Source organism: Marilutibacter spongiae (assembly GCF_014145325.1).
In the GTDB taxonomy this organism is placed as follows: Bacteria; Pseudomonadota; Gammaproteobacteria; order Xanthomonadales; family Xanthomonadaceae; genus Marilutibacter; species Marilutibacter spongiae.
In genome coordinates, this window is record NZ_JACHTF010000005.1 from 12,821 (window position 1) to 24,835 (window position 12,015).

12 protein-coding genes are annotated in these 12,015 nt (G+C 71.6%); 8 read left to right on the top strand and 4 right to left on the bottom strand.

Annotation, left to right across the window (positions count from 1 at the left end; all coding sequences use genetic code 11):
- Positions 1-65 precede the first annotated feature (65 nt).
- Positions 66-269, bottom strand: coding sequence for a dodecin family protein (locus H4F98_RS05640; RefSeq protein WP_182685728.1), 204 nt, complete (start codon positions 267-269; stop codon positions 66-68).
- A gap of 114 nt (positions 270-383) precedes the next feature.
- Between H4F98_RS05640 and H4F98_RS05645 the strand changes: the two genes are divergently transcribed.
- From H4F98_RS05645 to hemE, 4 genes are all read left to right on the top strand, one after another.
- The gene (locus tag H4F98_RS05645; protein WP_182685730.1) at positions 384-926 is read left to right on the top strand and encodes a shikimate kinase; all 543 of its coding nucleotides are present in this window, start codon (positions 384-386) and stop codon (positions 924-926) included.
- Positions 923-2,026 (top strand): 3-dehydroquinate synthase, encoded by a 1,104-nt coding sequence (aroB, locus tag H4F98_RS05650; protein WP_182685732.1) that lies wholly within the window; start codon positions 923-925, stop codon positions 2,024-2,026. Before H4F98_RS05645 ends, aroB begins: the two co-directional genes overlap by 4 nt.
- A gap of 85 nt (positions 2,027-2,111) precedes the next feature.
- Positions 2,112-2,366 (top strand): WGR domain-containing protein, encoded by a 255-nt coding sequence (locus H4F98_RS05655; RefSeq protein ID WP_182685734.1) that lies wholly within the window; start codon positions 2,112-2,114, stop codon positions 2,364-2,366.
- Between the two features lie 77 nt (positions 2,367-2,443).
- Positions 2,444-3,520: a uroporphyrinogen decarboxylase gene (gene hemE, locus H4F98_RS05660; protein WP_182685738.1), complete on the top strand. Its 1,077-nt coding sequence runs from the start codon at positions 2,444-2,446 to the stop codon at positions 3,518-3,520.
- A 90-nt stretch (positions 3,521-3,610) separates the two neighbouring features.
- On the opposite strand, the gene H4F98_RS05665 is transcribed toward hemE, so the two are convergent.
- A complete protein-coding gene (locus H4F98_RS05665) occupies positions 3,611-4,168 on the bottom strand; it encodes a copper chaperone PCu(A)C (protein WP_182685740.1) in 558 nt (185 codons plus the stop codon).
- A 96-nt stretch (positions 4,169-4,264) separates the two neighbouring features.
- Complete coding sequence (locus tag H4F98_RS05670) at positions 4,265-7,837, bottom strand: two-component regulator propeller domain-containing protein (protein ID WP_182685742.1); 3,573 nt, start codon at positions 7,835-7,837, stop codon at positions 4,265-4,267.
- A 166-nt stretch (positions 7,838-8,003) separates the two neighbouring features.
- Between H4F98_RS05670 and H4F98_RS05675 the strand changes: the two genes are divergently transcribed.
- Genes H4F98_RS05675 through H4F98_RS05685 form a run of 3 tightly spaced genes read left to right on the top strand, consistent with a single transcriptional unit; the run spans position 8,004 to position 9,921 of the window.
- Entirely contained in the window at positions 8,004-8,771 is a 768-nt protein-coding gene (locus H4F98_RS05675) for a YceI family protein (RefSeq protein WP_182685744.1), read from the top strand.
- A complete protein-coding gene (locus H4F98_RS05680; protein WP_182685746.1) occupies positions 8,768-9,325 on the top strand; it encodes a cytochrome b in 558 nt (185 codons plus the stop codon). The genes H4F98_RS05675 and H4F98_RS05680 overlap by 4 nt, the downstream gene beginning before the upstream one ends.
- A gap of 29 nt (positions 9,326-9,354) precedes the next feature.
- Positions 9,355-9,921, top strand: a complete 567-nt coding sequence (locus tag H4F98_RS05685) for a YceI family protein (protein WP_182685748.1) — start codon at positions 9,355-9,357, stop codon at positions 9,919-9,921.
- A 6-nt stretch (positions 9,922-9,927) separates the two neighbouring features.
- On the opposite strand, the gene H4F98_RS05690 is transcribed toward H4F98_RS05685, so the two are convergent.
- A complete protein-coding gene (locus H4F98_RS05690) occupies positions 9,928-10,182 on the bottom strand; it encodes a glutaredoxin family protein (RefSeq protein ID WP_182685750.1) in 255 nt (84 codons plus the stop codon).
- Positions 10,183-10,284: 102 nt separating this feature from the next.
- Between H4F98_RS05690 and H4F98_RS05695 the strand changes: the two genes are divergently transcribed.
- Positions 10,285-11,667: an L-serine ammonia-lyase gene (locus tag H4F98_RS05695; RefSeq protein WP_182685752.1), complete on the top strand. Its 1,383-nt coding sequence runs from the start codon at positions 10,285-10,287 to the stop codon at positions 11,665-11,667.
- The last annotated feature ends 348 nt before the right edge of the window (positions 11,668-12,015 follow it).

The following is a 12,015-nucleotide window of genomic DNA, read 5'->3' on the forward strand; positions in this document are numbered from 1 at the left end:
TCCAGGGACCCAAGAGCCTAACGCCGCCCCACGATCACGAACAGACCCGGAACCGCGGTCCGGGTTCAATCCACCACGAAGGTGATGCGCAGGTTCACCCGCCACTCGGTGATGGTGCCGTCGCCGGACGTCACGACCTTGACTTCGTTGACCCAGGCGCCCTGGATGTTCTTGACCGATTCGCTGCACTTCTTCAACCCGGTCTTGACCGCGTCCTCGACGCTGACCGGCGAGGCGGCGGTGAGTTCGATGACCTTGGCAACCGACATGGTGGACTCCCTGGGATGGCCGGGCAGGAGCACCCGGACCCCCACGCTACGACGCAGGGCGTTAAACCCGCGCGACCGGGGCGCCGCGCGCGGGCATTGCCCTACAATCGGCGGATGAACCCGGCACGCAATCTGATCCTGGTCGGCCCGACCGGCGCGGGCAAGACCCACCTGGGGCCGCCGCTGGCCGCGCACTTCGGCCTGCGCCTGCTCGACCTCGACGCGGCCGTCGAAGCCGACACCGGGATGCGCGTGGCCGCGCTGTTCGAACGCGAAGGCGAAGCCGGTTTCCGCGCGCGCGAGCACGCCATGCTGCACGCCCTGCTTGAGGACGGCGACATCGTGCTGGTGACCGGGGGCGGCGCGGTGCTGGACCCGCGCAACCGCGAGCGCATGCGCACGCGCGGCTTCGTCGTCCACCTGCAGGCCACGCCGGCGCAGCAACTGGCGCGCCTGCAGGGCGACCGCAGCCGGCCGCTGCTGGCACGCGCCGATCGCGCATCGGTGCTCGAGGCCATGGCGCGCGTGCGCACCCCCCTGTATGCCGAGGTCGCCGACCTCGCCTTCGACACCGGTCGTTTCGACGCCGGCGACGCGGCGACAGGGCTCATCAATGCCCTCGAGCCGCTCTGGAAACGCAATGGAGTCCCCGCATGACGGCGATGCACACGGTCGAGATCGGCGGCGACGCCCCCTACGCGGTGCGAATCGCGCCGGGCCTGCTGGACGACGACGCCACGCTGGTCGCGCCCCTGCGCGGGCGCCATGCGCTGCTGGTCAGCGACGCCAACGTGGCGCCGCTGTACGCCGATCGCGTCGAGGCCGCGCTGCGCCGCGCACGCCCCGGGCTGGGCATCGCGCGCTTCGTCATGCCGGCTGGCGAACATGAAAAGACCCTGGCGCGTTTCGGCGAGTGCCTGGACGCCCTTGCCGGACTGGGCGCGACGCGCGACGCGACGGTCATCGCCCTGGGCGGCGGGGTCATCGGCGACCTGGCCGGCTTCGCGGCGGCCTGCTGGATGCGCGGCATCGACGTGGTGCAACTGCCCACCACCCTGCTGGCGATGGTCGACTCATCCGTCGGCGGCAAGACCGCCGTCGACCTGCCCAGCGGCAAGAACCTGGTGGGCGCGTTCCACCCGCCGCGCGCGGTGATCGCCGATACCACCGCGCTGCGCACCCTGCCCGACCGCGAACTGCGCGCGGGCCTGGCTGAAGTGGTCAAGTACGGCGCGATCTTCGATGCCGGGTTCCTGGACTGGCTGGAGTCGCGCGTCGATGCCCTGCTGGCGCGCGACGACGCGGCCATCGCCGAGGCGGTCGCCCGCAGCTGCCGCTACAAGGCCGACGTGGTCGAACGCGACCCGTTCGAACATGGCGACCGCGCCCTGCTCAACTTCGGCCACACCTTCGGGCACGCGATCGAAACCGAGCAGGGCTATGCCGGCGCGACCGGCGATGGCCTCAACCATGGCGAAGCCGTCGCCGTGGGCATGGTCCTGGCCGCCCGGCTCTCGGCGCGCCAGGGGCTGGCGCCCGCCGCCGATGCCGACCGCCTGCAGGCCTTGTTGGAGCGCTTCGGCCTGCCCGTCGCGCTGCCGGCCGGACTGGACCCGCACGCGCTGCTGGCGCGCATGCGCCTGGACAAGAAGGCCGATGCGCGTGGGCTGCGCTTCATCCTGTGGGACCGTGCCGGCGCCGCGCGCGTGGTCCGCGACGTGCCCGACGCAGCCGTGCTGGACGCGCTGGGCGGCTGATCCGCCGCAACCGCGGTGCCGATCCGGGCGGCATCGCCCGCGGCGGCCTGTCTCGATGGCGGCTTGCGCACTACAATGGGCGGTCATGCGCCTGCTACTGCAACAACGAGCCGACGGCGACGAGGCCCCCCGCTTCGTGCAGCTGTTCCTGCAACCCGACCTGCTCGGGGGCTACACGCTCGTGCGCGAGTCCGGCCACATCGGTGGCCGCAGCAGCGTGCGACGCGAGCAGTTCCTCGACCAGGACAGCGCGATGGCGGCGCTGGAGCGCGTGCGCGACCAGCAGCTCAAGCGCGGCTTCCAGTTGATGTTCACCCAAGGCGCCCCCGCGCCTCGCTAGTTTTCGCCGCGCCCCCGCGCCCCGCTAGTCCCGCCGCCCGCCGCACGCCGGAACCGGCCCCAGCCCACGAGCCCCCCATGTCCGCGACCCCCCTGAAGAACGACCGATTCCTGCGCGCCCTGCGCCGCGAGCCCGTGGACCGGACGCCGGTCTGGCTGATGCGGCAGGCCGGCCGCTACCTGCCCGAGTATCGCGCCACGCGCGCCGAGGCCGGCAGCTTCCTGGCCCTGGCCAAGAACCCCGAGCTGGCCTGCGAAGTGACGCTGCAGCCGCTGCGCCGCTATCCGCTGGACGCGGCGATCCTGTTCTCCGACATCCTCACCGTTCCCGACGCGATGGGCCTGGGCCTGTATTTCGCCGAGGGCGAGGGTCCGAAGTTCACCCATCCCGTCCGCACGCCCGCCGACATCGCGCGTTTGGCGGTGCCCGACATGGATGGCGAGCTGCGCTACGTGATGGACGCGGTCCGCACCATCCGCGCAGCGCTCGACGGCAGCGTGCCGCTGATCGGTTTCTCCGGCAGTCCCTGGACCCTGGCCTGCTACATGGTCGAAGGCGGCGGCAGCAAGGACTTCGCACGGGTCAAGTCGCTCGCCCTCAACCACCCCGAGGCCATGCACAAGCTGCTTTCGGTCACGACCGACGCGGTGATCGCCTACCTGTCGGCGCAGCGCGCGGCCGGTGCGCAGGCGCTGCAGGTCTTCGACACCTGGGGCGGCGTGCTTTCGCCGCGCATGTACCGCGAGTTCTCGCTGCGCTACCTGCAGCGCATCGCCAGCGAGCTCGAGCGGGGCGAAGGCTGCGAACGCACGCCGCTGATCCTGTTCGGCAAGGGCAACGCCGCCTACCTGGAAGACCTGGCGGCCACGGGTGCCGAAGGCGTGGGCGCGGACTGGCTGGTCGACCTCGGCGAGGCGGCCCGTCGCACCGGCGGCAAGGTCGCCGTGCAGGGCAACCTGGACCCGGTGACCCTGTACGCCACGCCCGATGCCATCCGCAGCGAGGTCGGGCGCGCGCTCGACAGCTGGCGCGACGGCAATGGCGGTTCGCGCGAAGGCCACGTGTTCAACCTCGGCCATGGCATGTCGCCCGACATGGACCCCGACCACGTCGGTGTCCTGGTCGAGGCGGTGCACACGCTCAGCGCGCGCTAGCCACGCGATTTCGTGCCGCCGCCCCGTCGGCGGTTCGAGGACGTCCCGGTGCGCATGCGGCGCCGCGCACCCCGCGGCGCCGCACCTGCCTCAATGCCCGGCGTGGTCCATCGCGACGCCATCGCCCATGTCGCCCATGTCGGGCGCGGTCGCGCCCAGGCCCAGCACCTTGAACGCGACCTGGCGTTCGCCTGCATGCTCGAAGACCAGGGTCACGTCGATGGCATCGCCTTCGGCGAACGGCTGCACGGGCTGCATGAACATCAGGTGGTAGCCGCCTGGCTTGAGCACGACCTCGCCGCCCGCGGGGATCACCAGTCCGCCGACGACCGGGCGCATCTGCATCATCCCGTCGGCTTCGCGCATTTCGTGGACATCCACGCTGCCGGCGGCCGAACTGCGCAAGGCGACCAGGCGGTCGTCCTGGTCGCCGTCGTTGCGGATCGTCATGAAGCCGCCGCCCACGCGGGCGCCGGGCGGCATTGCGCGGCTCCAGGCCGCGCTGACGGTGATCCCCTGCTCCGTCGGAGCGGGCGCGGGGCGGGCATCGGCGGCGGCATCGGCCTCGCCGGTGGGTGCCTGGGGCGCGGCGCATGCGGCGAGCAGCATGGCCGAGAGCACGGATGCAGTCAGGATCGGGGTTTTCATCGGACCTCCAGGGTGGCGCACAAGGATAAAGGCTCCCGCACGGGGCGTGGCGCGATGTCCGGACGGCGCATGGCCGCTCAATCCACGCATGCCCTGCTACTGCAGGTCCCGGCGCTCGTTGCCGAGCACCCGCGACAGCGCGCCGGCCAGCATGCGGCCCGTCAGGGGCTTGCGCAGGAACTGGTCGAAGCCCGCCTCCATCGATTCGACCTCGGCCTCGGCATCGGCGCGCGCGGTGATCGCGACCAGGGGCATCCGCGCGCCCTGCTGGCGCAGTTGCCGGGCCAGGGCCAGGCCGTCCAGCCCCGGCAGGTCGAGGTCGAGCAGCGCGACGTCGAACGGGGCCGCCGCGGCCTCGCTCAGGCCCGCGAGGGCATGGCCGACATGCACCACGCGGTGCCCCTGCGCCCGCAACAGGCCGGCCATGACTTCGGCGACCGTCGGATCGTCCTCGACCAGCAATATCCGCAGCGGCGGCAGGGTGTCGGGCCGGGGCATGTCCGGCGCCGCCGGCGCCTCGCAGGCCGGCAGGGGCAGGATGACGTCGAAGCGCGCGCCGCGACCGGGCTCGCTGTCGACCTCGATGTGGCCGGACATCGCCACGGTCAGCTCCTGGCAGATCGCCAGGCCCAGCCCGCTGCCGCCATAGCGCGCGGACGTGCGCACGCCTTCGGCCTGTTCGAACCGGCGGAACAGGCGCGCGGTCTGCTCGCGGTTGAGGCCCGGCCCGGTGTCGTCGACGTGGAAGCAGATCGCCGATTCATCGGTCAGGTCCACCCGCAGGCCGACGCGGCCGACGTCGGTGAACTTGATCGCGTTGCCGAGCAGGTTGAGCAGGATCTGGCAGACCCGCTTGCGATCGCCATGGACCCAGGCGGGCACGTCGGCGGTCACCACCGCGGAGAACGCCAATCCCTTGCGCAAGGCCATCGGCTCGCTGAGCGCGGCCACCTCGTGCACCAGCGCGTGCAGGTCGAAGGGCGCCGGCTCGAGCTCCAGCTTGCCCGACTCGATCCGCGACAGGTCCAGCGCGTCGTTGACCAGGCGCAAGAGGTGCTCGCCGGCGCTGCGGATCGCCTCGGTGTAGGCGCGCTGGCGCTCGTCCAGGCCGGTGTCGAGCAGCAGTTCGCTCATGCCGAGCACGCCGGTCATCGGCGTGCGCACTTCGTGGCCGAGCGTCGCCAGGAAGCGTGTCTTGGCCAGCGAGGCCTGTTGCGCGACCTCGCGTTCGTGCTCGATCCGTTCGCGGCTGTGCTTCTGCCGCAGGCGGGCGCGGTAAAGATCGGTCGACCACCAGGCGAGCAGCGCCAGCAGGCCCGCGAAGCCCGCCCAGGCCGGCGGCGTGTGCCACCACGGCGGCAGGATCGTGAAGCGCAGCAACTTCTCGCCGGAGGCGTTGCCCGCCGCGTCCTCGCCGCGCACGCGCAGCACGTGCTCGCCGGCGGCCAGGCCGGCGAGGATGCGTTCGCCCTGCGCGCCCTGCGCGACCCAGTCGCGGTCGTAGCCGTCCAGGCGGGTGAAGTAGCGGTTGGCGTCGGGGTTCTCGTAGGCCAGCAGCCGGAAGCGCACCCGAAGCTCGCGGTCGCTGGACGGCAAGCCGGCGAGCCTGTCGGCTGCCACCGGCGCCCATTCGCCGTCGCGGCGCACTTCGATCCGGTCCCAGTGCAGCGGCGGCCGCGAGGGCTCGGGATCCTCCGCGCGCGTGTCGACCAGCACCACCCCGCCGTCCTCGACCGCGCCGGCGAACATGCCTTCGCCGGTCAGCACCGTGGAGTGGTCGACGAACTGCTGGCTGGTCAGGCCATCGGCCAAGCCGAAGCGCCGCACCTGGCCGCGGACGGGGTCCCAGCGATACAGGCCACGCGCCGTGGCCAGCCAGACCCGGCCGCGCGCATCGACGTGCAGGCCCATGCCCTCGACCGCCGGGATGCCCTGCGCACTGCCGACGTCAGCGCGCAGGCGCCAGCTTCCGCCCTCGCGCCGGTAGTGGCTGAGGCCGGACAGGCGCTGCAGCCAAAGTTCATCCGGACCGTTGAAATCGAAGCCGTAGACACGTTCGCCAATGCGGTCGGGCAATGCCTTGAAGCGCTCGCGGACCGGATCCCATTGCATCAGCCCATCGTCGCCGGCCACCCACAGCAGGCCGTCGCCGTCGAAGCCGATCGCCTCCAGGTCGCCACCGCCCAGGCCGTTGTCGCCGCCGGCGTGGATATCGGTCAGCACGCGGCCACTGTCGGTGTCGCGCTGCTGCACGCCGCCGCCGGAGCTCACCATCCACAGGCTGCCGTCGGCAGCGAGCGTCATCAGCGGGATCGCACCGCCCAGGGTCGGGTCGTTGCGACTGGCGGGCGACCACTCGCGCATGCGGCCCTCGCCGTCGATCCTCAACAGGCTGGCATGCACGCCGGCCGTGCCCAGCCACAGGCGCCCGCGGCGGTCCTCGACGATCGCCGTGGGCCGCCAGTCCGACAGCGCGGCGCGGATGTCCTCGTCGGTCGGATGCAGCAGGCCGTCGGCGTCGAGGTGGTCGAGTTCGCCGCGCTCGCCCATCAGCCAGAGGCCGCCGTCGGCCGACGGCACCATGCCCAGGTACAGCGAACTGGTCAGGCCGTTCTCGCGCGAGAGCTGGATGGCGGTGCGCCAATCCGGCCGCAGGTAGCCCAGGCCCCGACCGGCGACCGGCATCCACAGCCCGCCGTTGGCCTGGGCATGCAGTTCCTGGACCAGGCGCGTGGGCCCGTGCGGGGCCAATGCCGCCGGTACCGGCACGCGGCCCGGCGCCACGTGCCAGATGCTGCGCTGCGTGCCCAGCCACAGGTGCCCCTGGCGATCGTCGACCACGCTCAGCACCGCGTTGGGTTTGGCGAACATCGGCGCCCATGGCAGGTCGCGCCAGTGCCCGTCGGGCGTGCGCAGGTACACCCCGCTGGCAGCGCCGACCCAGACGCCGTCATCGCGGGCGGTGACCGAATACACCAGGCCCCGCGGCGACTCGCCGGGCAGGTCGATGCGCTCGAAGCGCGCGCCGTCCCAGGCGGCGAGACCCGCGAGCGACCCGATCCACAGCACGCCCCGCTTGTCGAAGGCGAGCGACGTGATGGTTTCCGAGGGCAGGCTGGCGGGGTCGCCTTCGCGCGGCATGAAGCGCTCGATGCTCCCGTCGGCGGACAGCCGGTGCAGGCCGCCGCCGTAGGTGCCGAACCACAGCGCGTCGCCGCGACTGGCGATGGCGAACACGTCGTCGCTGCCCATCGCCGGGGCGTCGGCCATGCGGTAATGGCGGAATCGCGTGCGGCCGGCATCGAGCATGCTCAGCCCACGGGCCTCGACCGCGGCCCAGACCCGGTCCTGCGCATCGACGTGGACCGCGGTGATCAGATTGCCGGGCAACGAGCCGGGGTCCGCCGGATCGTGCCGCCAGACCTGCATCCCGCTGCCGTCGTAGCGCGCCAGGCCGTCGGTGGTCGCCACCCAGATATAGCCCTGGCGGTCCTCGGTGATGCCATTGATGTAGGTCGAGGGCAGGCCGCGTTCGACGCCGATCAGCTGGGGACGCGGGACATCGGGCATCGCCGCGCGGGACGGGGCGGCCAGGCCCGCCCACAGGGCGAGCGCGCCGGCGACGGCGCCGCACGCCCTTCCCCGCCACGTCCACTGTCCCTGGCCCACAGGCTGCCTCCTGGCGCGGGCGACGTTTGCGCCCCGCGGCCCGGAAAATACCGCAATCGCCGCCGCGTTGCCCACGCGGCTGCAACACTGCGTCGCTCCACGATCACGAAGCAGCGCGCCGGGATTGCTATGGTGTGCGCACCCGACCCACCCGCCGGACCCGCCCATGCGCCTTTCGCCCGCCCTCGCCATTGCAGTCCTGCTGGCGCCGCTCGCGGCACATGCGGACGAGCCCGAGGCGTATGCCCTGGACCCCGTACACACGCGCGTACTGGTGGCGGTGGGCCACGCCGGCTTCTCGCAGGCGCTGGGCACGGTCTCGGGCAGCGAAGGCGCGCTGCTGTTCGATCCCGGGGACTGGCGCAGCGCGCGCCTGGAGGTGCGCGTGCCGCTTGCCGGCCTGGACTTCGGCGACGCCGACTGGAATCGCGCCGTCGCCGCCCGCAACCTGCTCGACACGGCCCGCTACCCTGAAGCCCGCTTCAGCAGCGAACGCGTCGAACCGGTCGATGCCACGCATGCGCGCGTCTGCGGCACCCTGCAGTTGCATGGCGTCGCCCGCCCGCAATGCCTGGACGTGACCCTCAATGCCGTCGATCGCCACCCGATGCCGCCGTTCCGCCGCACCGCCGGCTTCTCGGCCACCGCGGAGCTGAGCCGCGCCGACTTCGGCATCGATGCCTGGAAATCGGTCATCGGCGACACCGTGAGCCTGCGGATCGAAGCCGAAGCCGTGCGCGACGGCGACGCCCGCGCGGCGTTCGCACCGGTGCCGGCCGGGGCGGTGGATGTAACCCCCGCGCCCCCGGACGCGAACGAAGCCATGGAAGCCGCTGCCGCGGCCGCACTGGAAGCGGCCGCCACCGACGACCCATCCCGGGACGACGCCGACGACGGCGACGTCCCGCCACCCCGCCCGGAGCCCGTGCCATGAGCCTGAAGAACACCGTCGATCGCTGGGGCCCGGTCAGCCAGTTCCTGCACTGGCTGATCATGTTGCTGATCCTCGGCCTGGCCATCGTCGGCCTCTCGCTCGATTCGCTGCCGCGGTCGCCGAAGTACTTCTGGGTCTACGACCTGCACAAGTCCTTCGGCCTGACGGTACTGGTCCTGGTCGTGCTGCGCCTGGCCTGGCGCCTCTACGCCGGCAGCCCGCGCCCGGTGGCCGGCACGCCGGCCTGGCAGGCGGCGATCGCCGGCGCCACCCACTGGCTGCTGTACGGCCTGATCCTGGCCATGCCCCTCTCGGGATGGCTGTACGACTCGGCCAGCGGCCTGCGTCCACTGCGCTGGTTCGGCGTGGCCGAGGTGCCCAAGCTCAGCGCGCCCGACCCGGGCATCCGCGATTTCGCCCACGAGGCCCACGAATGGCTGTTCTGGGTGCTCGTCGCGCTGGTCGCGCTGCATGTCGGGGCGGCCTTCTATCACCACATCTTCCAGCGCGACGACACGCTCAAGCGCATGCTGCCGCGTCGCCGCGGCGCCTGACCCGACCCGCTCCCACCGAGGCCCACGCCATGTCATTCACCCAACGCTCCGCCCACGCCCTTGCCGGGGTGGCCCTCGCGCTCGCCGCCCTGCCGGCGGTCGCCGCCGACTACGTCCAGGCGCCCGGCTCGGCCCTCACCTTCGCCAGCAAGTACCAGGGCGAGATCTTCGTCGGCCGGTTCCCGGACTTCCGCACCACGCTGTCGTTCGACCCCGCCGACCCGGCCTCGGCCCGGCTCGACGTGGCGATCCCGCTGGCCACCGCCAGCACCCGGAACCCCGAGCGCGACGAGACCCTGCTCGGCGAGGATTTCTTCTTCGCCAGCAAGTTCCCCGAGGCCCGCTTCAAGGCCAGTGGCTTCCGTATGCTCGACGACGGCCGCTACGCCGCCGACGGCACGCTGAGCCTGCGCGGGATCAGCAAGCCGGTGACGCTGACCTTCGAATGGACGCCGGGCGCCGCGCCGGTCCTGGCCGGCAAGGCCACCGTGCCGCGCCTGGCCTTCGGGGTCGGTGCCGGCGACTGGGCCGACGTCGCCGAACTCCCCGACGAAGTGGCGGTCAGTACCCGCGTGGTGTTCCGGCCCGCGCCCTGACCGGGCTCAGCGCGCCTGCCACGTGCGCACGCCGGCGGCGTCGAACGGCCAGTCCAGGTCCGGACGTACGCCGCTGGCGTCGGACAGGACCGGCACGCGCAGGCCGTAGCGCGACTCGAGGGCGTCGTCGTCGTCGATGAAGACGCTCTCGAACTCCGGGAAGCCGGCCGCCGCGAGCACCTCAAGCGCGAGGTCGCACAGGTGGCAGTCGTCGCGCTGGAACAGCACGAAAGCGGGCGAGGACGGGGGCGATCCGGGCATCTTCAATCCGGTGGAGTATTCAACTCCGGAGCGGGCGGGGCCGTAGAATAGCGCCTCGCCCCGCCTGCCATCCCTCGCGGGGACAATCCGGAGTTGTACAACATGGCTGTCAGCTGTTTCGACCTGTTCAAGATCGGCATCGGGCCGAGTTCCTCGCACACCGTCGGCCCCATGCGCGCCGCCGCCCGCTTCATCGAACGTTGGCTCATCGACAACGGCGACCTCGAACGGACCACGCGCCTGCGCGCCGAGGTATTCGGCTCGCTCGCGCTGACCGGCCGCGGCCACGGCACCGACAAGGCGGTGCTGATGGGCCTGGAAGGCCACTGGCCAAACGAGATCGACCCGGACGTCATCCCCGATGCGCTCGAACGCATCCGCGGCAGCAAGCGCATCCGCCTGTTCGGCCGCCACGAGATCGACTTCGACGAGAAGCACGACCTCATCATGAACAAGCGCCAGAAGCTGCCCTTCCACACCAACGGCATGCGCTTCACCGCCTACGACGGCGCCGGCGAAGTGATCGCCACGCGCGACTACTACTCCGTCGGCGGCGGCTTCGTGGTCAACCAGGACGAAGCCGCCGAAGACCGCATCGTCGCCGACACCACGCAGGTGCCCCATCCCTTCGCGTCCGGCGACGAGCTCATCCGGCGCGCCACGGAGAGCGGACTGGGCATCGCCGGACTGATGTACGCCAACGAAGAGGTCTGGCGCAGCCGCGAGGAGATCGACGCCGGCCTGGACGAGATCTGGGACGCCATGCAGTCCTGCGTGCGCCGCGGCATCCGCGAGACCGGGACCCTGCCCGGCGGCCTGCATGTCTCGCGCCGCGCCCCCTGCCTGTACAAGGACCTGTCGTCGCGCCCGGAAGCCGGCATGCGCGACCCCCTGACCACGCTCGACTGGGTCAACCTCTACGCGCTGGCCGTCAACGAGGAAAACGCCGCCGGCGGCCGCGTGGTCACCGCGCCCACCAACGGCGCGGCGGGCATCATCCCCTCGGTGCTGCACTACTACGATCGCTTCATCCCCGGCAGCAACCCGCAGGGGGTGCGCGACTTCCTGCTGACCGCGGCCGCGGTGGGCATCCTCTACAAGGAGAACGCCAGCATTTCCGGCGCCGAGGTCGGCTGCCAGGGCGAGGTCGGCGTGGCCTGTTCGATGGCGGCGGCCGGACTGACCGCGGCGCTCGGCGGTTCGCCGAGCCGGATCGAGAACGCCGCCGAGATCGGCATGGAGCACAACCTGGGCCTGACCTGCGACCCGATCGGCGGCCTGGTGCAGATTCCCTGCATCGAGCGCAACGCGATGGGCGCGGTGAAGGCACTCAACGCCAGCCGGATGGCGATGCGCGGCGACGGCAAGCACAAGGTGAGCCTGGACAAGGTCATCAAGACCATGCGCGACACCGGGCGCGACATGCGCGACAAGTACAAGGAAACCTCGCGCGGCGGCCTCGCCGTCAACGTCATCGAGTGCTGAGGCGACGCCGCCTTCGCCTCCCCGACGCCCGGTCCAGGCCGGGCGTCCGCGCATCCATGCCACGGGACACCGTCCCTGGCGGCGCCGACGGGCGCGCTTGTCTCGCTGCATTGCACAAGAAGACATAAAAATGTCTTGTAATGACATGCATATATGTGAACCAAGGCGCAAAGCCTTGAATACCGGATTGACAACGATATCTTTCCGCGCCCAATCTCGGCGCCACAGGGGCTGAGATTGTGAATGCGTGTCACACACGCGCGGATCTCCACCGGGTGCCGTGACGCGCATGTGCGCAGGCGGTCCCGCGGGCCCCGCATCACGATCGAGGCACCCACACGAGGAGGC